Consider the following 26,295-nt stretch of genomic DNA (forward strand, 5'->3'; position numbering starts at 1 on the left):
CCTGACTGGATGTTGGTTGAATAAATCCGGCAGTTTAATTTTTAAATCCATACACGCTCATTCCTTGGTAAATGCAGTCCTTACTTTGTGAGCATTTCACGTTGCCATCTACTTTGCTAAACACGCAGCATTTGGCAGGTACAAAAGCGATCGCTTATGGTGATTTGCTCGCTCGGCAGACAGTCGCGTAAATAGTATTGGCAGATTATGCCATATCTGTAAAAACTGTGCAGGAAAACTGATCTATCTTCTCCGGAAAAAAAAACCCTTCTTTAGCAAGAGTTTCAGCAACAGTTCATCCGGGGATACTAGAGTTTTTATCCGGGGATACTAGAATTTTTGTTCTAAAGCTCAAAGGTATACAGGACAAGGCTTAAAAGCCAATTTTTCCAACTTTTTTCCCTAGAACTAAATTTTCCCTAGAACTAAACTAGAACAAAAACCAGCCGCTTGAAGTTGATAGCCGACTGGTGGTCAAGACGGATTAAGTATTAATACTTAAATTTTGATATCTAAGAGGAAGCGGACATAGGCGGCTTGTTGTAGGCTGAGAGGGCGTTCGCCTCTTTCAACTAGTGAGATGAACTTTTGGGATACACCCAAAAAACTAGCTAATTTAGTCTGTGGCCACCCTTTGGCAATACGCGCTTCCCTCACTTGGCTGCCAGTCAATTTAATGTCTTCTGGCGTTGTATCCTTTGTTTTGGGCTGTAATTGTTGTACCTTTGGCTTAACTTTGGATGCTATTAGTTCAGGAATAGGATGTGGGGGTTTAATGGTAATCTTCGCATCCAGTAGTTTTTTAAAGTAGCCTCTAGGCTGTTTCTGCGTGTAGTCTGGTCTTAGCCATTCAGGGTACGTTTCTGGGTCAAACGCAATTTGCCAGCCCAGATTAAGCAAATACTTCAAAGCGTTATCCCAGCGCTGCTTTAGATCGTAGGCTCTACGGAAGTTTGATAAAGCTTTATCTATTTCTGTTTTGGACAATGCAATTTCTAAAAGCTCTTCTACTTTATATTTTCCATCAAGTCGAACCCGACTATCCAATGTCAAATATATAGCCAACCTTAATGTGAGTTCTTCGTGATAGGGGTCAATTTCTAAGACTTTCTGCGCTAAGTAGCCAAACTGATATAAAGCTTCTCGCGATTCGGCACCTGCTCGGTTTAAAAAATATTTAGTCCAAGCACCTGGTTGAACAATTATCTGAACTTCCGATGGCTCTTCTATTTTTCCAGATGTATTTACCTGACCATATGGCACAATCGTGATGTTCCACATCCGACCAACAGGGGTACTAGCATTTATACCGCCTTTTCTATTTCTACCTTCTATCCATACTGTTTTAACTAATAAACAATCCAATGCAAACGCGGTTTTTGCTATTTCTAGAAGCTTTTGATATTTGGGTAAATCAGTTCGCTTATCCCAGCCAATTTTTTCTATTAAATCACTGCCTTTTATGGAAAATAAGCTCTCCCAAGGTTTGGACTGCTCCATTGTATAGGCAGCAAATATTAAGTGTAATTTGGCACTGTTAAAGCCAAATTTATCGATAATCTGTTGGGCTTCATTCCAAGGAAGTAATGTTATATCGCCAGGGGTACTAATATAATGCTCAATATAATTTTGGGGATTACCTTTAGCTCTGTGTTGTGCAACTGCTATCCCCTCTTCATTTTTTTGCCACGACTCTTGTTTTTTAATTTGAGAGTTAATGCTTGAAAGCATAAGTGCTGCTGTAGGAATAGCTTCAAATGGGTGTGATTTAAATAATGACCTTTTTTGGCTGTCTCTATAGCCTTCAAGATTGCTACTTATTATATGAAAATAATTTTGCAGGTTATTTTCATCAATTTTATATGTTGCGGAAAATATCGAAGAGATTGTACTATATAATACTTCATTAAAGATAGCTTCAAACAAGTCGAAATTATCTAATACAGATAATGCATTGTCAGATGGAAAATATTGGCTTAATTTATCGCGTATAACTTGTTTAATATTATCTTGAATTTCCCGTAAAATAGAGGGACTAAGTTCCTTTATATCATTATAATTAGTAAGTTTCGAGTTATCTTGACTCATAATATTAGATGTGGAAGCAACCGTTATGAAATATTCTTGGGAGAAAAGCCCCATTAGACATCCATTAACTTCAAAGCACTACTATTATTTGGTCTAGCCTTAAGATACCTGTCAGTGATAGCTAGATTGCTATGACCCAAAGTATCCTTAATCAGCACTGGATTAACCCCCCGCTCTGCCGCGTGTGACCCGTGGGCATGGCGCAACCAGTGACAACTGACTTTATCACTCAAACCAGCTGCGGCTGCCACCACCTTGATAATCGGATGCAGATTCTGCCGTTCTAGATGTCCCCCCTTCTGACTAGAAAAAACAGCATCTGTAGCGCTGGCATCCCCTTTAAATTCCATCAGTTCTGTCCACAGCTTTGATTTCAGCAAAATAGTACGCGACTTGTTACCTTTACCCTCCCGCACATACACTTGCCCACTATCAGCTCTAGCTGATAAATCGCCCCAAGTTAACTGGCAAAGCTCATGCGCTCGCAAGCCTGCCTGATACAATAATTTCACAATTAACACATTGCGTCGAGCGATCGCCTGCCGTTTAGCAGTTTTAGCATTACCTACCATCGCTTCTGCCGCCCGTACCATCAGCTTAATATCTGCTTCATCCAAATAGCGTTCGTTGATTGCATCGGGTATTTCTCCCAACTTCAGTGCCATTCCGACATTGAAGGGCAAATAACCAATTTTGTGAGCAAAACTAATCAAACTTTTAGCCGCCGCCAGATAAATGCGCCTGGTGCTAACAGATTGTGTCGAAAATTGGGTGCTGTACTCCACCAAATCCTCATAGGTAATTTGGCGCAGAGGTTTTCTCAAAAACCGCAAGAAATGCTTAACGTAGCGCTGATAGGCACGCACCGATGACTCCGCCTTTCCATCCAACCACAGGGTAATCAACTTCGCCTCCGCCCGCGTTGCTGGCAGTTCCGAGATTGCCTGGCGATATTGAGAAATGTGGACAAGGGAGAGAGTCATATTTTCTACCCACTTAATAATCAGACTAAACAGCCTTTTAGTCTGGTTTTATGTTGTCTGATTTTTATTGTCACCTTTAATGTGGCATTCTAGATACAACTGTCTGATTTATTAATTTATGTAAAGTGCTGACTTACTTATATGGTTTCTTAATAACCTGTTAAATTCAAGACATATTTTACCAAAAAACTACCCCAACTACTGGGATGGTCCCAAGGGGTAGGCTACGCCAATCTCATCTGGATGAAACACCTCATTGACTACATTGACACGACTTACGTGCAGATACTTTCAAAGATTCAAGAATCCCTTTTTCAGAGATACTTTTTTCGTGCATCCGGACGATCCTCATTCTCACCATATATTTCTATCAGATAAAGATGAACAACCAACTCCGCAGGAGAAATATATACAATTGCCCGATTATGCACAAGAGAATAGGACTTTGGGATAGGGGCTGAGGGGAGCGATCGCTGCGCCAAAAAGATAACGGGAAAAGTCAGAGCAGCAATTTCGGGGCGAGCGGTCAGTTCGGCAATGTAGGGCGTAATCAGTGCGCTTTACAAGCTAGTCACAGCAAAGCTTTGATATTTTTCGGAGATGTCTAATTTCATGTATTGATAAATTTTATTGATTATATAGACAATTATTGACAAATTAAGCCAAATGTATGGTGTAACTATTATGGTTAACCGCTTTCTTCCTGACTCACCTGCAATTTTTACAATGGGTCATGAATTAAAGCATTTTTTGGTTGACCGTGACTATAAAACGTTGTGGTGTGGTGATGACAATGTAAACGACAAAATTGAAATTGGCGCTGAGGTGTTTTCTGCTGAACTGATGTTTCCGGAGAAAGACTTTGAAGATTTGTTGGTTCAAATGGAGGTCAAAAAGGGAGAATGTAATCCAGAGATTTTAGTTAGGCTCAAGCACGCAACTAAAACGACACTTTCCTACGCTGGGCTGGTTAAAAAAGCAGAATTTCTTGGGTTTGCTCCAAAAGGCTCTTTTAACAGGGTAAAGTGGCAGCAACTAGAAGACCAGATTTATGGTGTACCTATTCATAGGCAGATAAAACGCCAGCGCAAGCAGGCAAAGGAGCTAACCTGGTAATCTAGTAAAAGATTTGCTAACACTGGTTAGTGTTTTATCTAGCACTATTAATGTATGACCGACTAAACGCCTATCCGCCTTTATCGAAAAACTCATGCCCGTGTAAGTGCTGAACGAGCAAGTTAATTTTAAATATGGGGGAAAGCCTTTTAAAGGATTACATCATTTTCTGCCAGATATTTAGTAGATGGACTCCACGCCATTATCGCCCTTTACCAAGAGGAAGACAATACAGAACCAGTCCGCAGATTTATGAAAAACACTGGCTTAGTTAGCAACGATTTATTTATGCGGACATTTGAAGTAGCGTTGAAAGTAATTCCCCACATTGGTGATGAAAAGAAACGCCTGACTGAAGAAAAAGCCTTATTAGATTTGTGGTTGGCTATGGATGAAATTAAAGCCAAAGTCTCTTACAAACAGACTGAGTTACCCTTGAATAATGGACAACTGAGTTTAAACCTAGATTTTGGGGGTTAATAACTGCTTATGTTCAACTACAATCCTTTAGAGTGCCTACCTTCATCGGCAGAATTACCAGATTCAGATGATACCCCTGTGGATAACGAACTACAAATATTAATTCCCAACTTATTGTTAGCCATCTTAGCCGCTATTTGGCAAAACCGCGATGACTGGTTTTTCGGCATTAACATGGGAGTTTACTATACACCCAATAAAGGAGCCATAGTTCCTGATGGTTTCTTGAGTTTGGGTGTTGAACGTTTTGTGGGAGAAAATGGACGTTCTAGTTATGTTTTGTGGGAAGAAGAGGGTATTCCACCAATTTTAGCTTTAGAAGTTGTTTCTCAAACTTACAATGGCGAATATGAACAGAAAAAAATTGATTATGCAGAATTAGGCATTTTCTATTATGTCATTTATGCACCAACACGGCTACGTCGTAAGCGTCAACGTTTAGAAGTTTATCGCTTAATTAATGGTGAATACATTTTACAACCAGGGGATAAAATTTGGATGCCCGAAATTGGTTTAGGTATTGGACGGGAACAGGGTACTTATCAAGGACGAACAAGAGAATGGCTGTTTTGGTATGACGAAAATGGTAACAGATACCAAACCCCAGAAGAACAATTGCAAAATTTATTAGCCAGATTACAACAGCAAGGAATTGACCCAAATACACTTTAATTTTGTTGACGGTTAACAGTCATTAGTCATCAGTTAACTAATAAGGAAATAATCAAATATGAAAGTTAGAGGCATAAAACGTGGTCAAAATATTGAAATATTAGAACAACTTAATAATATTCAAGATGGGACAGAAATAATCATAGATGTAGAATTTATTACCAATCAAATTACAGAACCACAACCACCATTAACAGACGAGGAGAGACTAGCTAGACTAAATCAATTATTTGGGGCTTGGAAGAACCAACCAGAATTAACAGAAATATTTACATAAATTGACGAACAGCGCCATACTTATCAAGGTAGAACTTTAGACTCACTAGACCAATTAATAATGTTGACAGTTCACAGTTGACGGTTGACGGGGAAGAGTTAACAGTTTTTACTATGATGGCACTGTAGAAGCAAAGGTTTATCGAAAATTGCGCGAACGCATAAACGCTTTTGCCACTGTTGTTGGTAATCTTCAGCCGATTTTAGCCCAAGTCCCTACCTTTATTGAACGGGCTGTTATGAGTGCTGATCCAGAAGAAGAGGATGTTTTAATGTCTCAATTCGATTCTGTGTTAGACAGTCCACCACCTCGTTTGGCAATTGAGGAAATGGTGAGCCAGCGCGTTGCGGAGGTCACGAGCGTTGTAGCGACTGGCGAACCCGTAAGGGTAGCGATGGACTTAGACGCTGACTTAGCAGAAATTCAAAAACCAATCCCCTCTACTCCTTTTACGCCAGAAACTATTGAGCAGTTATTCACCGACTCAGCAATTTTAAAAGCCAGTGGCGTGCAGTTTGAGAGAAGTAGTGAGGGTATTTGGCAATTGAGTTATAAAGGGCAGAATTACATGGTTACTTTTTACCCTAGTGTTTTTGATGAAATGTCTTCACTACGATTAATGAATTTTGGCGACCCTTTGTTTGAAAAAATGCTACAATCCATTAACTTTTGAGCCTACAGTTTTAACATTTATATTCCTGGCGTAGTGGGGTATGGGGTGGAACTTTAACGAAAACACGGGATTATATCATCCCATAAGTTAGTATTTTTATGATTTTCAAATCTTCTCAAAACGAACCGTTAAAAGCTTCATTATCCCGTGGAATATTGATATTTTGAGCCTTACTTAAAAAGGATTTTAAAAGCAATATCTCTGCCTGACTGCCTCAACACTTGTAGATAAGCAACAGCATCATCACGTCGGCGGAATCTTTTCACAACAATATTTTCTTGATTGGGAATATCACGGACAATACACCACGGTTTTAATTGCTCAGAATAAGTCATACTCTACCCCCTTAAAAATGCTCTAAAATAACCATGCTATGTAGTTTTAAATCGCCAAATTTTACCTTAAACGAGGAGGTATACTCAAAGACAGGTCAAATTGATATTGACAATTCTAATTATGTGTGAATGAGATTGATTGGACAGATATATAGCGTTCCGACTGGAATGAAATATTGTGTACTGAGTCTAAAAACCTTGCAGGGCAAAGCTTTTGTTTTAAAAATCTTTCAGTAATCAAACCGGATTGCTATATGTAGAATAGAAATGTTATTGAGATCAAGGTGAATGAGTCAGACATAGCAATTGCCAAATTTGTTCGGGAACTTCTTCAAAATGTTCCAGCAAAAAGTCCATGAATGCCAAATGTCGTAAATCATTAGGCTGAGGATAGCGTCTAAATTTACCTTGCTTAAACCAACCTCTGACCGTAGAATCAGAACGACAGCATATTAAGGCAATTTGTTCATAACTCACATCCCATTTGGCATAAAATTCTTCTGGTTTCATACCAAATTCCCAGTGACTGTAGAGTGAAATTAGATGAATTTCTCTTGCCCCTAAAATCCGGGGGTTAGACATTGATACACCTCAAATATGTAAATATTGGAACTCATTTGTTACATCAGGTCTTTGTCAGTCACAGAGTTTATAGACACACCAATAAAACCCGCTTAGATGGGTTTTCAACTCTTGATTCACTCTAAATCTGCGCTCCTCAGATATAGTTAAAATAGTTCCGTTATTTATAATGGCTAGAATACCGATTCAGGAATAGCCAGAAATAGTGGATAGGGTAGGGATGGTGCTTCGGACAATTTCTTGTTTGGCATAGCGTTACCACTGGTATATCTATATGGTAAAATATTTATATGCTGACAATAAATTACACTTACCGAATTTATCCAAATACTGACCAATCGGCCCAAATGCTTGAATGGTTGGAAATGTCGCGCAAAGTTTACAATCGTGCTTTGCGTGAATTGAAAGATTGGATAAATTCGCGTAAATGCATGATAGATAGGTGTTCGATTGAGCGAGAATACATCATTCCCGCCGACGCTTCTTTCCCGTCTTATCATCGTCAGCAAAATGATTTGCCCAAACTTAAAGAATCTTGGATAGACCTGAAAAAAGTCCATTCTCAGGTTTTGCAAACTACGATTCGCAGGATGCATGACACTTGGGAATCTTTTCAAAAGCGCGGTTTTGGGTTTCCACGATTCAAAAAGTTTGGGCAGTTCAAATATGAGTGTGTTTCCACAGTTTCTTGACAATCCCATCAACGGATTTGAAATTACTTTGCCCAAAAATGGCAGCATTCCGATTAGCCTGAGCCGTCCAATTCCTCAAGGATTTAGCGTCAAACAGGTGAGGGTATTGTCTAAAGCTCGTGGAACACAATGGTATGTGGTTGTTTCGATTCAATCTGATGTGTCGGTTCCCGATGTTCCCGTTCATGGTAGAGCAATAGGAATTGACCTTGGATTGGAAAGATTTGTAACTGTGTCGGGAGGAATAGTTTGCAGAGGTGGGTTACGACAGGAAAATCTACCAGATCTAGCTCCTAGCTGATAATAATTTGGGTGAATTCTACCTGTTTTAGGGTGAATGTGTTTGGGTAAATTATCGGTAAGAGTACTTGTGATTTTGGATAGGTGGCGATAATCCAAAAGTGCCTGGATTACAGGATACTGTTTGGATAGAGGCACAATATCCTTTTGATTCGTAGATTGTACAGAAATGCCCATAGCCTGGAGAGCAGCTAGAACCTGCTGGGGTGAATTAGGATTGACGATATCTGTCAGTTCTGGCAGCAATGACATCTGAGAGCTAGCAATACGGAGTTGCTTAAGCTGGTTTAAAGCATCTGTTTTTTCAGCTTCTAGTTTTGCACCCAATATCTGCCATCGGGACAAGTCAAATAGCATCCCGTTAAGTTCCATTTGAGCTACAACAGGCATACACTGAAATTCCAGTTGGGCAATTTTGAGTAACTTTGCCTGCTTTAACTTGTTGAGGAGAATTGGGTAAAGGTCAAGCAATATGGCAGCATCTACGGCAGCATACTGCAATTGAGCCGATTTAAGAGGTTTACACCAATCGCTGATTTGTTGAGTTTTATCTAGTTGAAGGTGTAGTAGCTTTTTAACTATATTTTGTAAGGATGAGCTTGTTTTTAATCCTGCGGTTAGAACTTTATAAGCAAGTTGGGTATCAAAGAATTGACTCTTTGGTTGAAGTCCTGCGAGTGTGAGAAATTGCCAGTCGAACTTGGCATTATGTGCAATTTTGACAGCAGAGTTACAAAGCAGTTTTTTGAGCAGTTGGCGATCGCTTTTGGGAATAGCTGGTAAATCAATTAGCAGTACTGGATGGTTTGGTGCAGCTATTTGAATCAGTCTAATAGAATCAGTTAGAGGGTCAAATCCTGTTGTTTCACAATCTATGGCTAAAATTTCTGCCTGAAACAGAGGTTGGAGAGCATAATTAAGAGTTGAAACATTGGAAGCAAGAGTATATTCTGGAGTATAAATACTGGGATTATTTGTATTTATTAAGCCTGTATTCATAATAAATTAAATTTGAATTTCTCACCTAGAAGCGATAGCTTGTATATCTAGCAACTTCAAATTAGTTTTATACAAGGAGTTGAAAAACTATTCAAGAGAGGTAATACTATTGATATTCCTCTCTTTATATGATTAACTGACTTGACGCTTACCTGTTTTTGCAATGTTAGAATGCTGAATTTTCTCTTGAGCAGATGTAAAAGCAGTAGGAGCTAATTCTCTAATAATGGGTGTGACAATTTCTGGTGCCAGTTCTAAACGATGCTTAATCTGTGATTGCAACCAGGCTAAAGGAACACTTTTACTGTTGACTTTTTGTTTGATAATTAAGTCAGGATTGGATTTTGAAGCTTTTTTTATGGCAGTAGCAATTTTTCTGGCTGTCCGTAAATCAATTTTGTCTACATCAATGCTAACAAAGTTGTCTGGTTGAGGTTCTGGTTTTGATGTAATACGGTTAGTTGATTGATTTGGATTTTCCAAATTGAGAGATTTCTTAATATCAATAGATTCAAGGTGTGATTGTTCAGATGTTGTGTTGTTGGTATGGTATTCGATGTTGAGTGTAAATTTTTGCCACAGATGGACTATTCCCGCAACAAAATCAACGACCATTACAATGGTATATAAGGCTGTAATTCCAATGATGAGATGATTTAAAAATTCTTGAGTTTCTTGAGTATTCATGATGACTAACTTGAAAAATTATGTTCATAATTAAAGAAGCGATCGCTTCCATTTAACAGAAAAATCCTCAGATGAAAATTTGAATAAACTGAGGATTTATGTAAAATTTAGAACAAGCTAATTTGCACAGTTGAATTTGATGAAGGTTTAGGAGTTGGAGTGCTTTGGGTTGAGTCTAAATTAGGCTTGGCATTGACATTACGCTTACCCCATCTCTCTTGTGCTGCGTGTTTAACTATGCTGCGTCGAATTGACCTGCACTCGATAGTTGAATTCATTTTTTACTTGATTAAAATGAATGATGCGATTATTGCTGGCATTGCTCGTATCACCATCACCTATAAATTCATAAAAACTCTTGCAACCCTTTGGTAATTTATCGTATTTGGTTAAAACTTCATTACCTACCCAAAGATAAAGGTCAGCGTAGTCCCTATGTAAAGGTGCTTCGTAAGTTGCAGGCATCATATAGGTAAGAACTTCTGTGGCTGTGCTGGAAACACCAACCTGATCTTGTTCGTATTCAGTGAAGATAAGTTCCAATCGATCCTGAATACAAGCAAACTTCAGCCATTGGGGAATCGTATCACTCCAAGGACTGCGATGAATTACTAATGGCCCTGCAAGGTAGCGAACATGGTGTAGGGAAAATTCAGCTATTTCCTTCATACTTGCTAATAATTCTTTTGGTGTATTTAAACTTGCCAGAATTTGCAGCATTTTTAAGGTGTTGTCTGGCAGTTTGGTACTATTACCATTACTGACTTCTGCCATTATTTCAGGTGAAATTAAATTCATTTGCTCCATTTTTCATCTCGATATGAGCGCATCACCAAAAATAGCCAATCGGCTAAAAAATTAATGTCCAATAGGTGAATGCTGATACTAGATAAATATTTTTATGCTGGCATTGCTACAGCTTTTTTAGGTAATGTCAATGAATAACGAACCCACAATTAACCAAAATCTGGATACTGACGACAGTAGTAATTATCAGTCTGGCAGTGGCTATCAATCTTTATGTTACGGTGTTAAGCAATCAAGGTCTGGAGATAGTAATAATCCCTGGCAAGCAGACCAATTTAGGGATGGTTATCAAGAGAATATTTTTGAAATCAATCTTGGGGATACACCTTACACTGAATCGGCTGCTAATCCCAATCCTCAATTACCAGGATATGGCTCAGGCTCAGGTTACAAGTCTAAGAAAAGTCAACAGTCAGCAGAAGAGGAGCTAGAGTTATAAGTCATATTTTCACTCTCTTCCTATACCCCATAAGCAACAATTAATTGGGTTTTTGGCATTGCTGATCAGTGGGATGATTTTTGTCGGGCTTACGCCCCGCTTCTCTACGAGACGCTCCGCGTAGCTTGCTTAAGAGCAGGGGTACGCTAACACGCAGAGACGCTCCAGGCGCAGAGAGTAAGAGTTTGAGAGATTAAATTTTTAATTTTCATTCCTTCATTCAGCAACGCCGGGGTTTTATTCAATGAAAAACTCCACCCACAAGGGGATGGAGTTTTTGGGCATGGGGAATGGGGCACTGATGGGGAAGAGTTACCAATGCCCAATGCCCAATGCCCCAAGTCGGCGGGGCGCGCACCCTTCGCACCCACAAGGGGATGGAGTTTCCCGCCGACTTTCATAAATTACTTTGCTTGTTGGGGTATAGTTGCTGTCATTTTTAAACCTGAAATTATGAAGATACCAAAAGCATGGATATCTCTTCTGGTTGTCATTGCTTGTATTATTTATAGTATCGCTGCACAAGCTACAGTCAACACATTTGATGGCAATTTACCGACTCGAATTGTAGAAGTTGCAAATCCTCAGTCTCGACTACCTGCTACTAAAGTTTTGCTCCCAGACTGGAGCCGCATTTCTCTGGGACAGCTACCAGGTATCAGTCAATCTGGTGCAATTGATGGCAGTCCCTACAGTCAAACACTAGGTTATGACCTGAGTCGCACTTGGAATGTGGGTATGACTCCTGACCAATATTTGAAGTTAGGAGATATCAGTGAAGCATTACAGGCAGAGGAGTTTTCTTTGCAGGCGATCCAGGCGATCGCTTTACGCACAGTACCAGAGGCAAATACAGGCATTAACAGTATAGATTTAAACAAAATTGCCTTGAGTAAATTTCCCCTGATTGGGAAGCAGACATTGAGGCATTTAGCTCAGGTTGTTCCAGACTTAGATAACACACAAGTAAACAATATTACACCTGTTGCCACTTTACTAAAATCTCACTTAATTGCCGCATCTAATTTAACACTAGCTCAGGTACTAACACAGTATGAAGTTGGGCAAATGAAGTTGGGAGAAATCGACTTGTCAAAGTTTTCTATTTCTTCAATTCCTAACTTAGATGCAGTACAGTTACAACAATTTACAGGCTGGATGAATAGCAATGTTTCGGATATTCCTGGTTTGGGACAAGTACCTTTAGGGTCAATGCCTAATCCCATCACTAAAATTGGTAGCTTGGTAATGCGGATTGATGTAGTTTATGGGTCAGCAGAAAACCGCCGTAACAATACGATTTCTGGTTCAGATGTGCAAGGGTTTTCTGTGCCTTGTACCCAAAAAGACTGCGCTTACTTAGAACTGGATGATTTGGAAAATGCAGGTGGTAGGGAGTTCCGCGATCGCAGTAAGTTGGAAGGTAAGCAGTGGATTTCCGGTAAATACCAAGAAGTCGAGGGCGGGCGGGGCATCCTGTTTTGAAGGCACTGCTGGTGTAGGATGTTCAACAGCTTGTTCCATGAGTTTCTGGATGCGTTTGTCATCCCGCTTGGGACTGTAGTTTACACCTCGATGCTTTTGTAAACCAGGAAAGGTATATGCTTTACCCAGATGCGTACCACTAAAAGCTACACCATCAAGTTGGTAACTAATGCCTTTGACAATGCCTGTGCGAGTATAAACAACGCGGATATTAATACGAAGTTGTTGCTCTCGCTCTATTAACTCTGGCATAGTGGGATGGTCGTGGGTTGCTTGGTCGATCGCTCGCTGAAGTTTGACCCTAACGCTTTCCTCTCCAGTTCTGGCAATGTGCCTACGTTCGCCAGTAGTTGGACTGTGCTTATCTTTTTCCCAACTTGGTTGCACCGATTGTAAATTGTATTCCTGCTCCAACTTACGAATTACCACTTCACTTCTGCGATCGTCCCAGCTATCAGAAACTGTAGTGCCATCTAATTGAATGCGACTGGCAGCAATATGTATGTGTTCATGAGTCCGGTCAGTATGCCGCACTACAACATATTGGTTCATATTAAAACCCATTGCTTGCAGATACTTCTGGGCTATTTCATCCCAAGTATCATCATTTAAACTCTCTTTGTGGGCCAAACTGAGAGAAGCGTGATAAACAGCCCTGTTCACCTTCGGGTTTAATCTTCGAGATATACCAAATTCAGCTGCTAATTCGCGTGGGTTTGTTCCTTCCATATTCCCACCGATTTGTCTTGCCCCATCTTTGCCAAAGAGGTAGTTTAGCAGTCCCCGGAAACTTTTACCTTTGATGTGCTTGCCAATCATCCTTCATCTTGTAAATCAGTGATTAAATCAATTTCAGCAATCTCTCGGCGCACCTGTTTCACCAAATCTCTTACCTGTGACAACAATGCTCTATCTACGACCACAGGTTCTCCCATGAGTACTGAAGTATTGATTGCTTTAGCTATTTGGTTGAGGTTGTTGCCTATTTTCCCTAACTCCCAGTAAGTTTGGCCTGCTACTTTGGTGACACGCCTGGGCAATCTATTTTTCAGAGTCTTGGCACGAAACAACTCACTCATAGTGAGATTATTTTCATCTGCCATTAGCTGTGCTTTCTCGTATTCTGCCAAAGTCAGTCTAATGTCTATCCTGTGTGAGCGTTTCTGTCGCATTATTGATGCATTAGTCAAGATTCTGTTTTAAGTTTGACGACTGCACTATCATTTGTCATTGACCAAGCGGTTACTTACGATTCTGGTTCAATACCAAGATGCGATCACGCAATTAAAAAGCTAATTTGCCCAAACCTTGCAGAAATTTATTTTCCAGGCTGAACTCCCAGAGAGAATTTTCGTATCATCTTCCCCTCTGTCACGGTGGTTGACCTACTTAGGTAGGGGAACCGTGAAAGGAGGGCAAGTTTGTTGCCGCACCTTGGGGTGCGTTTTTTCTCCCCAGAAAAAATGTCCGGACAGCAACATAGCTTGCTACTCACCAAAGGTTTTTTTGGGCTGCTCGAATCAACTGCTGGATGAATATGTGATGGATCTCTGAGGGATTTGTATTGGATCTCTCATGACATAATCTTTGTCAATAGTAAATCATTGTTGCTAATAAAAATGATACTTACAATACGTATGTCAGACAAATGGATCTGTATTGGATCAACATTGTCACTGCAATGGATCTGCAATGGCTCGTTCGTGGATCTGGCATGGATCTGTGATGGCACACTTTTTTAAATCGAATTTCTTAGCAGAAAAGTAACGACTTCATTAACAGCAGCAAAAAAAAATAACCAATTGGCTAAAATTTGGCTCCAACAAAATGGTCAGTAGAGTGATGTTCACAGCCAATATTTGCATTTAAGTTAAAAGCAGCTTTTATGGATAATCACAACCACAGTCAATGTCAAATCTGATAGTCAGTTTTGACCCTGGTGCTTCCTTGACCAAGATTGTTTACGAACTAGCAACTGAAGGCAAACCACATTTGATGACAATGGAACCAGAGATGCTGAAGTTGCCTCAAAGTTCGATTGACGCTTATATGTCGAGTCGCAAGGGTCTGGAATCTCCTAAACCAGCAGATGAAGCCTGGGTGTCAAGTCCTGCGGATGGTGATACACAATGTACGGTAGTTGGATTCCTGGCACGGCAGTTTTCAGCATCTGCCAGACTCGATAAGCTCAAGTACGAAACCTCAATTCACAAAGCCCTAGCAGTAATCGGTGCGATCGCTCAACACAACAAATTGCCTAACAGGTTTTCACTATCACTGACCTCACTACTGCCCTATAGTGAATATCAAAATCGCCAAGCATTTGAGCAACAGTTGCAGTCTGCACTCAAGGATTTTAGGTTTCGGGGTCAAAGGTTGCGGGTGAAGCTGGAGCGATTCGAGTGCTTACCCGAAGGTGCGGGATTGGCAATGATTCGCCAACGCCAGAATGGTAAAGAATGGTTCAACGCCCAAACGATCGCAGTGCTAATGTTCGGGCATCGCAACACCAGCCTTCTATTATTTGAACGGGGCAAGATGACGGCAGGTTACACCAATGGGTTGGGCTTTCACCAAATGGTAAAGCGAGTAATTGAGCGCACATCTGGGCAGGATGCCACTGTTTTGACCTCTGCCATCTATGCAGCTGGTTCAGATATCACGACTGATAACCAAGCAATTCGTACTCTGGTCAAAAGTAGAGAACCTAAAAACATTGATTATGAATTGCAGATGATTGTTAATGCCATTGCTACTGCTAAAGCTGAGTATTGGTCTAGGCTTTACGATTGGCTGGAATCAACTTTACCTGCGGTGAACGAGGTGATTTTGAGTGGTGGCGCAGCATTGTACTTAGAGCAAGAGTTACAAGACTGTTTTCAAGAAATTTCAACTTATTGGGGTGCTGACTTACAGCAGCAGCTACAAGAAGTATTCAAGGATAAAAGTAATGATTATTATCGTAGTTTCCGAGAGCAGGAAGCTTTGTCATTTAGGTTGATTGATGCGTTTGGTTTGTTTATGCGGTTTAGAGCGCAAATGGAGAAGGTAGCATGACTACAAATAAAAAACAATCCAAAAATCATGATACTAATAGACAGCGCAAAATTTTTAGATTTTCTTACTATCCTTACTCAAATACAGTAGACGGCCAGTTAATTGCATATTTACAACAGGGAGATGAAGCGCGTTCTAGCAAAGAGATGGTATTGCAGGCATTACGAATGTGCTGGTTGCCTTTAGCATACAAAGCACAAGCAGATGCAGGTGTAGATATTAGTGATCAAGAACTACGTCGGGTAGGGTTGATTTGTTGTCATGCCCTGGAACAACATTTGGCTTATTTGCGGATGGAACTAGGATTACCACATAAATCAAGTGATGTTTTGTCTATGCCTATAAGCACTATGACCAATCCTCAAACACTTGCTACTATGTTCGGTCTAGATGCAGGTAATTCCAGTCACAGTAATCCTGATGATAGTAATAACAATAACAATAGTAGCAGCAAGTCAAAACACAAAATAGATTCTGATTCCTTCATTCCTGGTGAGGGGTCTTTCTATGATGATACAGACAATATGTTTGAAAATATTTAAGTATTTATTAATGCACATTTAGTCAAATTGCAAAGGGGATTTCAGATGGCAGCAATTCACTTCATTGATGGCGAAAAAGGTGGAGTTGGCAAGTCTTTATTTGCACGGGTTATGGTGCAATACTGCATTGACAATAAACTCCCTTATGAGTTGGTAGAAGCAGACCAAAGTAATCCAGATGTGGGTGCATTTTACCCAGATAATCATAAAATAGCAGTTTTTAGCGAATCAGAACGTAAAGCTTATGATGCTGATGAAATTTTTAATTTAGCACTAACAACTTCTGTCATTGTCAATTTACCTGCTCAAGTATACCCAGCAGTAACTGATTGGATTGAGCGTAATCAAATCCTAGAAATAACTGGGAAAAATAAGGTCAAAATATATAAGTGGTTTGTTTGTAGTGGTGGATATGACAGTGTTCAATTATTTATTCAATCTCTCGAACGATTTGAAAACAAGATTAAACATATATTTGTACGCAATTGTGGTTTATGCGATGACTGGAAACACGTAGATGGACGTAAGGATTTACAGGAATTAATCAAAGCTTATAAAGTAGCTGTCATCAATTTTCCCAAGTTCAGCTATCGAGAAAGAGATATCCTTGATGCCAATCAGATAAATTTTTCTGCGGCTAGAGATTATGGAGAGTTAGGCGTATTGGGTAAGCAGCGATTACACAATTTTCTCAAAAAAGCTTCTGAGGAAATTGAGAAAGCTAAAATTTGGAACCTTCCAGCAGCTTCAATTACTTCCCCAACAGAAAAAGTTGATGATGCTAATGTCAACGGCAAGGTTGCTACCAAGAAGTAATCTAATTCAGGAGTGGTGTACATGGATAGCGGGGGGTTTAGCCTGTGCAATTAATTTTACTTTTTTACTCAGCACTCAGCACTGTTTTGGTGACATCTCCCATCATCAATTCGGATTCCTATACCAAATGAGCGTGGGGGACGAGGGCGTGAATTAGCTAAAAGCAAATACAAATATGAGTAATTCTCACACTGAAGAACTCGATTTAGACGATGAGTTTTTGGATTCAGTAGCTGCTAGAGGCAAAGGACTGAGCCAAATTCCTTACCCAACTTTACTAGATTTAGCCATTCGAGGTAAAGATGATTCATTTAAAGCTAGGGTTTGGGAAATTGTAGTCCAAACTGGGCTTGACCCTGATGACCCAGCTTTTCTGATGATGATTGCTACTGGCAGGTTACAAGTGCTATTGGAAGACAATCCCAAAGAAATGGAAGCAATGTTTGACCTGTGGCAAACGCAGCTTTATGACCATCTCCAGACATATGAAAAGGCAGCAGTAAAAGGTCAGCAAAAAGCGATCGCTCAGGCTGTGACAGGATTAATTAGGCGTACTGAATTTGAGCGTGCTATTCATTCAGTTCCCTCTTTAATTGCTGCGGGAATACTGCTATTAATTGCAGCTGGAGTAGGCGGACTGGTAAGTGTAGGTGGAATGTCTTGGTATCAATCCAGTCATCTAAATCCTGCTGGGCCACGCCAACTCACTCAAGCCCAAGCCAATGCTTTGGAATGGGCAACCAGTAATGAAGGTAAGTTTGCTCACAACCTAATGCAATGGAATCAAGATTTGCTGAGTCGCGATCAAAACGGTCAACTTGTTTGTGCTAAGGATGTCAAGCGTTTGGGGGTAACACTGGAAATTGGAGCAAGTAGCAGAAAAGCCTCATCCGGGTTCTGCACGTTATGGACATCACCTAGCAATCAGCGCCAGTTTGTATCTAAACCACGCCTACCTTGAAAACCATAGTTTTTTGGAATTCGAGTAAAGCTCAGAACTCAAGCCACGACAGAATAATACACTCTCCTTAAAAACTCCAGGTTTCAAAATGTACGGGGTTTAAGTTAAAAAATTAGTTGTCAATTTCTCAATCGTAGAAGAGGATTCAGCAGATGTTTACCTGCAAAGTTAACTGGCTTTGGCTGCTGGTAATAGGAGGTATAGTTACAGCTTGTACCCCTACTACTGTAAATGTCAGTGGCAAGGATGAGAAGAATACGACTCAAGCTCAAGCTCCAACTGTGCCTGATTATCCGCCGATGTATGACGTGGATGTTAAAGTTTGTGGCAATATCATTGCCCCGCTAAAAGATGGAAAACGTTGTGTAAATCAACAATTACGTTTGTGGGGCCCAGTAGGAGAGGCAAAATTAGTTCCTGCTGGTATTTCTCTGCCATCAGTTTCTAGCGTAGAGCATAAATTAGCGATCGCCTCGAAAGGCTGTTATCCTGTTTATTCACAACCTGACCAGCAGCAGTTTTATTGGGCTGATTCCATTATTCAAATCAACAGGGGAGGAACTGCACCCACAGTCGAAGTCAAGCCAACTCAACTTTCAAATCAGCAGATTTATGAGTTGATGACTAGTAAACTTTCCAGTCGGACAATTACAACATTTGGCGGGGTGGGGTGCGAAGCTGCATCTTCTGTAAAATAAAGCTTTTACGGTTGAGGGTGGGTGGGCAAAAAAGTTACCCCACATTTTAGTGGAGCTACTGTGAGAACCAGCAGGTAATTATGAAGCTTCAGCCCATCTAGCTGTACGTTGTTGTTTATGAGCTTTGCGCCGCTCCCGTACTACATCCAAATCTTTCAGTCCATACAGACGTTTGGCGTATGCTAGTAGTTCATTGATGGGAGTTTCGCTATAGTCCTGGCGGTGCGATTCGTTGGCTATAAACCAAGCCCTGTAAGGGTTAGGGAGGATTAGCCGCTTAGTGGACATACAAATTAACGGTAACTGTTAACTATGAAATGAACACTTTGATAACTGAATAACAATGTGGGAGCATAACCCACCCTCTAAGTGCTGGAGTGAAAGCATAGCCCTTACTGTAGCGACTAGCCATCAATCGGTAAAGCGGGGATAAAAGGCGGAATCAAGGACAGCCTAAATCCAGTAAACGCCAAGCAAAATACCCAGGAGTAAAAGCCCCAGCTTAAAGACACGTCCGAATCATCGTGACTATAAAGTAGCGCAATCAGGATGAATCGCTACACCAAAATGGTAAAGGATATGGGATTGGCAATTTGCTAGTTGACCAATAAGCACCCCCAAAAAAACCCGGTGAATAGTGTCACTCTAAAGGTATGTAGCATTGTTATTCGGAACGAAGTAACCCGTTATTTGCTCTCAGATGGTCGAATATCTGAGTAGGTGCTAACCGGATGCAGTAACGAGGTGAGATTGAGTAAGAAGCGAAAGCTTAATTGTAATGATTAAGATATGCTGACGTACTCACGATGATTTGAAAGGTTTGGTCTGATTAGGAAGTAATCGAAATGTCTAATACGAGTTTAAAGACTACGGCGGAATGGAACACAATACCCTGGCATAGCCTAGAACGTAAAGTGTACAAGCTTCAGAAAAGAATATACCAAGCTTCTCAACGTGGTGATACTAAGGCAGTTCGCAAACTCCAAAAAACTTTGATGAGGTCTTGGTCTGGAAAATCCCTTGCAGTAAGAAAAGTTACCCAAGATAACCAGGGAAAGAAGACAGCAGGTGTAGACGGTGTAAAATCCCTAACACCAAAAGCCAGATTAACCCTAGTTAGCAATCTAAAACTTAATCGCAAGGTTAAGGCAACAAGACGGGTATGGATTCCTAAACTTGGAAGCTCCGAAAAGCGTCCTCTAGGAATCCCCACAATGCAAGATAGAGCAACTCAAGCGCTTGTCAAGCTAGCGTTAGAACCAGAATGGGAGGCAAAGTTTGAGCCTAACAGTTATGGTTTCAGACCTGGACGCAGCGCCCATGATGCAATCGAAGCAATATTTAACAGCATCAAAACAACCGCCAAGTGGGTGATAGATGCCGACATTTCAAAATGCTTCGATAAAATAAACCACGAAAAACTGCTAACCAAAATCAACACATTCCCAACCATGAGGAGGTTAATTAAAGCATGGTTAAAAGCAGGAGTATTAGATAATGGTAGCCATCATGAAACAAATGAGGGAACACCACAAGGCGGTGTAATATCACCATTACTTGCTAACATCGCGTTACACGGGATGGAGAAAGTAATTAAAGATTACGCAGCCACATTAACAGGGCATAAGAAAAATAATCAACAAGCATTTTCCTTAATAAGATATGCCGATGATTTTGTAATCATTGCACCTGATAGATTGAATATGTTAGTCCTCAGAAATAGAATCGAAAAGTGGTTAGCAAATATTGGACTAGAATTAAACCCTAATAAAACCCGATTAGTACATACACTAATGGGGAAGAAATATGGAGAAGAACACCCAGCCGGGTTTGACTTCCTAAGCTTCAATGTGAAGCAATACAAAGTCAGTAAAAACAACTCCGGTAAATCATCAAATGGAAAAAGGTTAGGGTTTAAAACACTCATCAAACCCAGCGATAAAGCAATAAATAAACACTACGAGGAAGTAGCCAGAATTATCGACACCCACAAAAATGCCCCTCAAGAAGCATTAATAAGTAAACTCAACCCCGTAATTAGGGGATGGGTAAACTATTACTCAACAGTTGTGAGTAAAGAAATATTCGCTGAACTAAAGAATCTAGTATTTAGAAAGCTAAAACGATGGGCTGAACGTCGCCACCCCAAAAAATCAGGGGCATGGGTATCCAAGAAATATTGGCACACTATAGATGGCGACAACTGGGTATTTTCGGTAACTAAAGAACGGAAAGTCACAATGAGGCTATTCAAACACTCACAAAGAGATATTGTGAGACACATAAAAGTAAAAGGTGACGCTTCCCCGTTCGATGGAAACTTAAAATATTGGAGTTCAAGAAAAGGTGAGAATCCCCTAGTACCCAAGAGAGTAGCAACACTACTCAAAAAGCAAAAAGGGAAATGCGCTCATTGCGGATTGTACTTTAGAGAAGACGATTTAATTGAGATTGACCATACTATCCCTAAGTTACAAGGCGGAAAGGATAGATATGATAATCTTCAAGCCTTACATAGGCATTGTCACGACGTTAAAACTACCACTGACAACTCTTATAATCGACTTAAGAGTGATACAGAAATATATGTGATTTGGTAGCGAGAAGTACCCATGATAAGGGTCAAACCATTGAGGAGCCGGATGAGGTGAAAGTCTCACGTCCGGTTTTGAAGACCAACGGGTCTAGTGATAGACTCGTTGAGTTTAATAAAGTGAATGTTATGTTCGTTCCAATCAAATTCTAGCTGATTAAAACGTGCTTGAGCAGCAAGTTCTCTGCCTGATTCCTCACGTAAAACTTCCAGTACCATTAATCGCACTTTATCCTGATAACCTATTACTTGATCCAACGCTTTTGTTTGTTGCTGATTACGAGTCATTTGAGTCATTTGATTATCCTTTGATTAACGAATTACTACATTTCACCTAAATAGCATCGACAGATGCCTTCTGAGTTAGAGTTCACTTTTAACTCTCTTGAATTCAGCAGCAATCGCTGCCTTCAATTCTGTTTTTTGGATGCGGGTGGGCGGGAAATAAAAATGCCCCGAATTAGATAATTCAGGGCATTGTAATTAATCGTCAATTTCTATATCTTCGTCATCTTCATCTTGTTCAAAATCGTCATTTATCAAGTCATCAGAGTTGCTACTTAAACCATTGAGTCCGTCCATGCGTTTAGACCGAGCAGCTTTATGAGAAGCACGTCTATCTCGAATTTCATCAAGATTATTCAAGCCGTAGAGTTTGCGGGCATAATTCACCAGTTCTTTTAATGGTGTATTTACATAGTCCTTACGGAACTGGGAATTGTGTTTGTCCCAATCAAACTCTTGTCCGTTAAATCTGGCTGCTGCTGCTAATTCTCTTCCTGATTCTTCCCGCAATACTTCAATTACCATCAGGTGTACTTTTTCCTGATAAGTCATTACTCGTTCTAAAGCAGGAATATGCCTTTCAATTTTGCGTGATGCTTTAGCAGTTTTGCGAACGTTAGCGTTAACCATGAGAATTACTCCTTGATATTTAGTATTTTTCTCATAGAAACAGCATCGAAAGATGCAATTCGCTCCAATTTCAATTCTTTATTCAGCAAAAAAATAACCTGTATTGTTTGAGGCAATACATGGTTATTTTGGGTTATTATTCTGTTAATTACTGAGAATAAGTCGGAGTTATTTACTCGTCTTCATCTTCTTCATCTAATTCGTCATCTTCATCTAAATCTTCGTCGAGTTCATCTTCAATATCCTCCTCATCTTCATCCAGGTCTTCGTCCAGTTCGTCATCTAAATCGTCAAGTTCTTCCTCTTCTTGTTCTTGGAAAGAATTACGACGTTCCAGAGATGCGCGGTTGAATTCCACTAAATCTGCTATTGCTTGCTCTGGGTCAGTGCTGATAGTGTCGTACAGCATACTCATGAAAATTGCCACTACTTCTGGTGCATATTTCAGTGCATCTGGTTGTCCAAACAATTTAGTAAATAATTTGGTATTCCATTTTTGCCAATCAAACTTTTTGTTACCACCTTTCTTTTTGACTTGGGCTGCAATATCAAGTCCGAGTTTTTCACGGGCTGCATGACCGATTTTAGTTGAAACACGCGAATCGCGTAGTTGTAATTTAACGCCGTATTCCTTGAAGATTAGGTTCCGCAATTCCTTCAACAAGAAGATTGCCTCTTCTTGTGGTGAAGCATTTGCTACCTTTGATTTAGTTGTTGCAGATGCACCATTAGTTTTGGCAGATGTTTTAGGATTAGCTCCGTTGCGATTGTTATTGGTTCTAGCTCTAGCGATTCCTTCGGAGCGCTTTGCATACGCCATTTTACAGCTTCCTTTATTGAAGTAAATTTTTCACTTCCTTGCCGCAATCGCGGCTTTCACATCCATTTCCAGACAATTTCCAATTTCAAACCTATTTTTTTAGATGAACCGGAATTTTATTTGATTTCTTCTGTTTCCTATGGATGAGAGGAAATAAGAGATAGTTAACTATTCCTAGAGCGGCCAGTCCAGTAGAAGTAGTTGACAAGATGTATAGTTTTTGCAGAGGCGAATTTATAGGAGAATACTGTTGTAAGGAAAGCCAATTAGCTAACAGATGATAGCTATCGCACAGTCTTGAGACTCTCGACACTTGAACTAAACATATCTGTAAATATCGACATCACCGTGCGTGAGCGAATCTTAATATTCGTACTTACTCCCATCCCCGACTGTAACGATATATTCCTTCCTGAAACCAACAACTGCTGAGTTTCAAGTTCCACCTTTGCAGGGAACCTGTAAAATGGATAAATCTGGTCTGGTGGTAGTGCATCCGAACCAATCCACACGAGTTTACCCTTAATATCGCCAAATTCACTAAACGGGAACGAATCGATACGCACATCAACCGTCATCCCCTCTTTCACAAACCCGATATCCTTGTTGGTGATGTAGACTTTGGCTACAAGTTTGTCACTGGGAACCACTTTCAAGATGGGTTCGCTTGATGTGACAACAAACCCCGGTGTGTGTGCTTTTAATTCAAAAATTGTACCATTAGCAGGCGCTTTTATTTCCTGATATTTCAGGTTCATTTTGGCTTGACTAATTTGACTATCCGTCTCGGCTATTTTTTTATTATTTTCGACTATCCCTTTAGTAAATTGCGAGTCAATTTCAGCAATCTTCTTATTATTTTCTGCTATAGTATTAAGCCAATCCCTACGTGAGACAGCTACAGTCGAATGCAACTTAGCAATTCCTTCTGCTATAGAAGCTCTTAAACGTGCTTTTTCTTGCGTAAGTTGGTCAATTTCACTTTGGGCATTTCTTACTTCCTCTTGTTGTTTGAAGTATTGAATTTTGGAAATACCCCCATCTTTCATTAAAGGGGTAATATTATCCAATATACCCTGATTCATCTTTAAGGTATCTTTGGTACTGACAAGTTTAATATCGGTTTGCTGAAATTGTCGTTTTAATTGGTCGATTTGTGAAGTTGCAGCTGCTACTCGTGCAGACAATTCCACTTGATTGGACGAAACACGTTCTCGTTGTTCTAACGTTAATTTACTAGCACTGCTACTACCATCTAGCTGGGTACGGTATACCTGATTTTCTGCTATTAGTGTAGCCCGACTTCTAGTTAAATCAAGTATCTCAGTTGGAATTTTTAATTTTGTGACATCAACAGAAGTGCTACCTTTTAATTCAGACTGATAAAACTGGTTTTCTTGAACTAACGAAGCACGAATTTTCTGCAAGGATTGCATCTGTGCAATGCTCGTTGTATTATCAAGTGTAAGCAAGGGTTCTCCAAGATGAACTTGCTTGCCATCAATAACAAATATTTGTTTAACTACCCCACCCACAGGTGCTTGTACATCTAGTGTTGCACCACTAGCTTCCAATTTACCAGTAGCAGATACGGCTTCTTCAATTAAGGCTAAATTTGCCCAAATTACAGTACCAGTAGTTACTGCCATCAAACTCCACAGGATTGCTCTTGACCATTTTCTTGGTTGTTTTAATATTACTGGTTGGTCAAATTTAGGAATGTAACGTGGTGCAGTATTGGGTGGTTTGGGTTGAATCTCGGATGCTGGGGTTGATAGTTGTTCTAATTGTTGGATGGAAACCAACGAGGGTATTGACGAATGTGCGTTACCATTACCACTAGTATTATTCTTGTTAGTATCATTACCATTGTGTGAAGATTTCCCGTTTCCATTTGTACCGTTACCATTATCAGTATTCATAATTAGTTTGTATTGAGTTTGAGCGAGCTTACAGCACTTCCGGCTATTATGAGGTACAGTAGCAGCAACTAGCAAACCAGTTTCTTAAATGTTGAGGATTTATTAAGTCGAGTGCAACTGAGATTAGTTTATCAACCATTTGTGTTGTAGTTGGAGCAAAACTGCGTAAGAAATATTTGAGTTGTGACCACCATAACTCAATTGGATTAAAATCAGGAGAATATGAGGATAAACTTAGAACTGAGGCACCGACAGCTTCAATCATTGGCACAATTGAACCTCGTTTATGCGCGGATAAATTATCCATAACTACCACTGCTCCAGGCCATAACTGTGGCACTAAAAACTTCTCAAGAAATACTTCAAATGCGTTGCCATCCATTGAATCATTCATTGTCATTAATGCAACTACCTTATTAATACTAATGGCTCCAATTACTGTAACCTTTGAACCTCGGTAGAAGGGGTTTGCTGAGTAAGCTCTTGTTCCCATTTGTGAACGGGCATGAGTCCTTGTTAAGCCAAGTAGGATACCAGTTTCGTCCAGAAATACTAAATTTTCTGGCTCTATATTTTTGACCTGCTCCCAATAATCTAATCTTAAATTCAGGACTCTTTCTGTTCCTGCTTGGGTACTCCGCGTTGTTTTTTTTTACGATTTAATCCTAATTTATGTAATGCAGAACACATTGCACTTTGACCTACCCAATTACCAGTTTTATCTGCAAATAATTCACACAACTCTATCAATGTTGCATCTGGATATGCTTCAACTAATTCTCTTAAATCTATGTCCGCATTTGTCAGATGACTAAATTGTGGTTTTCCTTGCGGCTTGGGTTGTAAATTTCCATCAAGTTTTTGTTGTTTTACAAGCTTTTGCACTAAACTCTTTGAGACGGAAAATATATTAGCTACTTTCCTGATTGAAATGTTTTTCTGAACATGTGCTGCAACTATTTTTTCTCGAAGATCGACAGAGTATGACTTCATTTAAAAGTATTTATATTTTAATCTAGTGTACCTCATTACAGATGGAAGTGCTGTAACGTGGTTAGTAGTTATAAATAAAATGAATGAACTTGGTGGGAGGTGATTAACTTTTTTAGTTGGGTGATTAGTCGTTAATTATTGGTTATTGGTTTTTATTGGTACTTCGTTTAGTTGTACATTATTGTTTATTTATTGGTTGTTAATTATTGGTTGTTATTGGTTTTTATTGGTACTTCGTTTAGTTGTACATTATTGTTTATTGGTTGGTTGTTAATTTAGTTATTGGTTGTTGATAGTTATTTGTCGGTTTTGGTATGACGGTACTTGGTTATTGTTTGTCGGAGTAGAACTAATCATAATTTG

28 protein-coding genes and 1 pseudogene are annotated in these 26,295 nt (G+C 39.9%); 13 read left to right on the forward strand and 16 right to left on the reverse strand.

The genetic code is table 11. The features are described from left to right. Nucleotides 1-498: 498 nt before the first annotated feature. Complete coding sequence (locus tag OGM63_RS26905) at nt 499-2,088, reverse strand: helix-turn-helix domain-containing protein (protein ID WP_263748788.1); 1,590 nt, start codon at nt 2,086-2,088, stop codon at nt 499-501. Between the two features lie 53 nt (nt 2,089-2,141). Next, nucleotides 2,142-3,071 carry a tyrosine-type recombinase/integrase gene (locus OGM63_RS26910; RefSeq protein WP_263748789.1) on the reverse strand — a complete coding sequence of 310 codons (930 nt, stop codon included), beginning with the start codon at nt 3,069-3,071 and terminating at the stop codon, nt 2,142-2,144. A 684-nt stretch (nt 3,072-3,755) separates the two neighbouring features. On the opposite strand from OGM63_RS26910, the gene OGM63_RS26915 reads away from it, so the two are divergent. The 5 genes from OGM63_RS26915 to OGM63_RS26935 all read left to right on the forward strand — a co-directional run bounded on the left by OGM63_RS26915 (nt 3,756) and on the right by OGM63_RS26935 (nt 6,289). Next, a complete protein-coding gene (locus OGM63_RS26915; protein WP_263748790.1) occupies nt 3,756-4,187 on the forward strand; it encodes an ImmA/IrrE family metallo-endopeptidase in 432 nt (143 codons plus the stop codon). 252 nt (nt 4,188-4,439) lie between these two features. Continuing rightward, complete coding sequence (locus OGM63_RS26920; protein WP_263748791.1) at nt 4,440-4,667, forward strand: hypothetical protein; 228 nt, start codon at nt 4,440-4,442, stop codon at nt 4,665-4,667. Nucleotides 4,668-4,676: 9 nt separating this feature from the next. Beyond that, the gene (locus OGM63_RS26925; protein ID WP_263748792.1) at nt 4,677-5,339 is read left to right on the forward strand and encodes a Uma2 family endonuclease; all 663 of its coding nucleotides are present in this window, start codon (nt 4,677-4,679) and stop codon (nt 5,337-5,339) included. Between the two features lie 58 nt (nt 5,340-5,397). Further along, complete coding sequence (locus OGM63_RS26930) at nt 5,398-5,616, forward strand: hypothetical protein (RefSeq protein ID WP_263748793.1); 219 nt, start codon at nt 5,398-5,400, stop codon at nt 5,614-5,616. 148 nt (nt 5,617-5,764) lie between these two features. After that, a complete protein-coding gene (locus tag OGM63_RS26935) occupies nt 5,765-6,289 on the forward strand; it encodes a hypothetical protein (protein WP_263748795.1) in 525 nt (174 codons plus the stop codon). A gap of 170 nt (nt 6,290-6,459) precedes the next feature. Here OGM63_RS26935 and OGM63_RS26940 read toward each other — a convergent pair whose 3' ends face one another. Both OGM63_RS26940 and OGM63_RS26945 read right to left on the reverse strand, forming a co-directional pair. Further along, nucleotides 6,460-6,624 carry a hypothetical protein gene (locus OGM63_RS26940; protein ID WP_263748796.1) on the reverse strand — a complete coding sequence of 55 codons (165 nt, stop codon included), beginning with the start codon at nt 6,622-6,624 and terminating at the stop codon, nt 6,460-6,462. A 279-nt stretch (nt 6,625-6,903) separates the two neighbouring features. Next, on the reverse strand, nt 6,904-7,206 hold the full coding sequence (locus tag OGM63_RS26945) for a hypothetical protein (RefSeq protein ID WP_094345574.1): 303 nt from the start codon (nt 7,204-7,206) through the stop codon (nt 6,904-6,906). 290 nt (nt 7,207-7,496) lie between these two features. Between OGM63_RS26945 and OGM63_RS26950 the strand changes: the two genes are divergently transcribed. Further along, a complete protein-coding gene (locus tag OGM63_RS26950) occupies nt 7,497-7,898 on the forward strand; it encodes a helix-turn-helix domain-containing protein (protein WP_263748797.1) in 402 nt (133 codons plus the stop codon). A 183-nt stretch (nt 7,899-8,081) separates the two neighbouring features. Here OGM63_RS26950 and OGM63_RS26955 read toward each other — a convergent pair whose 3' ends face one another. The 3 genes from OGM63_RS26955 to OGM63_RS26965 form a co-directional block, all read right to left on the reverse strand. Continuing rightward, on the reverse strand, nt 8,082-9,197 hold the full coding sequence (locus OGM63_RS26955) for a DNA polymerase (RefSeq protein WP_263748799.1): 1,116 nt from the start codon (nt 9,195-9,197) through the stop codon (nt 8,082-8,084). A gap of 132 nt (nt 9,198-9,329) precedes the next feature. Further along, on the reverse strand, nt 9,330-9,884 hold the full coding sequence (locus OGM63_RS26960; protein WP_263748800.1) for a hypothetical protein: 555 nt from the start codon (nt 9,882-9,884) through the stop codon (nt 9,330-9,332). A gap of 231 nt (nt 9,885-10,115) precedes the next feature. Further along, entirely contained in the window at nt 10,116-10,682 is a 567-nt protein-coding gene (locus tag OGM63_RS26965) for a hypothetical protein (RefSeq protein WP_263748801.1), read from the reverse strand. Nucleotides 10,683-10,821: 139 nt separating this feature from the next. Between OGM63_RS26965 and OGM63_RS26970 the strand changes: the two genes are divergently transcribed. After that, nucleotides 10,822-11,130 carry a hypothetical protein gene (locus OGM63_RS26970; RefSeq protein ID WP_263748802.1) on the forward strand — a complete coding sequence of 103 codons (309 nt, stop codon included), beginning with the start codon at nt 10,822-10,824 and terminating at the stop codon, nt 11,128-11,130. A gap of 1,359 nt (nt 11,131-12,489) precedes the next feature. Here OGM63_RS26970 and OGM63_RS26975 read toward each other — a convergent pair. Then, entirely contained in the window at nt 12,490-13,434 is a 945-nt protein-coding gene (locus OGM63_RS26975; protein WP_263748803.1) for a relaxase/mobilization nuclease domain-containing protein, read from the reverse strand. Next, nucleotides 13,431-13,805, reverse strand: coding sequence for a plasmid mobilization protein (locus OGM63_RS26980; RefSeq protein ID WP_223265518.1), 375 nt, complete (start codon nt 13,803-13,805; stop codon nt 13,431-13,433). The genes OGM63_RS26975 and OGM63_RS26980 overlap by 4 nt, the downstream gene beginning before the upstream one ends. A 718-nt stretch (nt 13,806-14,523) precedes the next feature. Between OGM63_RS26980 and OGM63_RS26985 the strand changes: the two genes are divergently transcribed. The 5 genes from OGM63_RS26985 (at nt 14,524) to OGM63_RS27005 (ending at nt 18,689) form a co-directional block, all read left to right on the forward strand. Continuing rightward, complete coding sequence (locus OGM63_RS26985; RefSeq protein WP_263748804.1) at nt 14,524-15,672, forward strand: ParM/StbA family protein; 1,149 nt, start codon at nt 14,524-14,526, stop codon at nt 15,670-15,672. Then, nucleotides 15,669-16,214 carry a hypothetical protein gene (locus tag OGM63_RS26990; RefSeq protein ID WP_263748805.1) on the forward strand — a complete coding sequence of 182 codons (546 nt, stop codon included), beginning with the start codon at nt 15,669-15,671 and terminating at the stop codon, nt 16,212-16,214. The genes OGM63_RS26985 and OGM63_RS26990 overlap by 4 nt, the downstream gene beginning before the upstream one ends. Nucleotides 16,215-16,259: 45 nt before the next feature. Further along, entirely contained in the window at nt 16,260-17,030 is a 771-nt protein-coding gene (locus tag OGM63_RS26995) for a P-loop NTPase family protein (RefSeq protein ID WP_263748806.1), read from the forward strand. Between the two features lie 175 nt (nt 17,031-17,205). Further along, a complete protein-coding gene (locus OGM63_RS27000; protein ID WP_263748807.1) occupies nt 17,206-17,991 on the forward strand; it encodes a DUF6753 family protein in 786 nt (261 codons plus the stop codon). Between the two features lie 152 nt (nt 17,992-18,143). After that, the gene (locus tag OGM63_RS27005; RefSeq protein ID WP_263748808.1) at nt 18,144-18,689 is read left to right on the forward strand and encodes a hypothetical protein; all 546 of its coding nucleotides are present in this window, start codon (nt 18,144-18,146) and stop codon (nt 18,687-18,689) included. Nucleotides 18,690-18,767: 78 nt separating this feature from the next. Here the strand turns inward: OGM63_RS27005 and OGM63_RS27010 are convergent, their stop codons facing one another. Continuing rightward, nucleotides 18,768-18,977, reverse strand: a complete 210-nt coding sequence (locus OGM63_RS27010) for a hypothetical protein (RefSeq protein ID WP_263748809.1) — start codon at nt 18,975-18,977, stop codon at nt 18,768-18,770. 557 nt (nt 18,978-19,534) lie between these two features. Between OGM63_RS27010 and ltrA the strand changes: the two are divergent. Next, nucleotides 19,535-21,435 (forward strand): annotated as a pseudogene (ltrA, locus tag OGM63_RS27015) (group II intron reverse transcriptase/maturase). Here ltrA and OGM63_RS27020 read toward each other — a convergent pair. The 6 genes from OGM63_RS27020 to OGM63_RS27045 all read right to left on the reverse strand — a co-directional run bounded on the left by OGM63_RS27020 (nt 21,346) and on the right by OGM63_RS27045 (nt 25,932). Further along, nucleotides 21,346-21,570, reverse strand: a complete 225-nt coding sequence (locus OGM63_RS27020) for a hypothetical protein (RefSeq protein ID WP_263748829.1) — start codon at nt 21,568-21,570, stop codon at nt 21,346-21,348. The pseudogene ltrA and the gene OGM63_RS27020 overlap by 90 nt on opposite strands. A gap of 195 nt (nt 21,571-21,765) precedes the next feature. Beyond that, on the reverse strand, nt 21,766-22,197 hold the full coding sequence (locus OGM63_RS27025) for a hypothetical protein (protein WP_069069520.1): 432 nt from the start codon (nt 22,195-22,197) through the stop codon (nt 21,766-21,768). 172 nt (nt 22,198-22,369) lie between these two features. Beyond that, nucleotides 22,370-23,017, reverse strand: a complete 648-nt coding sequence (locus OGM63_RS27030; protein WP_263748810.1) for a hypothetical protein — start codon at nt 23,015-23,017, stop codon at nt 22,370-22,372. A gap of 284 nt (nt 23,018-23,301) precedes the next feature. Continuing rightward, nucleotides 23,302-24,939: a beta-barrel domain-containing protein gene (locus OGM63_RS27035; protein WP_263748811.1), complete on the reverse strand. Its 1,638-nt coding sequence runs from the start codon at nt 24,937-24,939 to the stop codon at nt 23,302-23,304. 46 nt (nt 24,940-24,985) lie between these two features. After that, nucleotides 24,986-25,549, reverse strand: coding sequence for a transposase (locus tag OGM63_RS27040; protein WP_318528553.1), 564 nt, complete (start codon nt 25,547-25,549; stop codon nt 24,986-24,988). Beyond that, a complete protein-coding gene (locus tag OGM63_RS27045) occupies nt 25,546-25,932 on the reverse strand; it encodes a helix-turn-helix domain-containing protein (protein WP_263748812.1) in 387 nt (128 codons plus the stop codon). Before OGM63_RS27045 ends, OGM63_RS27040 begins: the two co-directional genes overlap by 4 nt. Between the last annotated feature and the right edge of the window lie 363 nt (nt 25,933-26,295).

This window comes from Plectonema radiosum NIES-515 (assembly GCF_025753815.1).
Classification (GTDB): domain Bacteria; phylum Cyanobacteriota; class Cyanobacteriia; order Cyanobacteriales; family Nostocaceae; genus Hassallia; species Hassallia radiosum_A.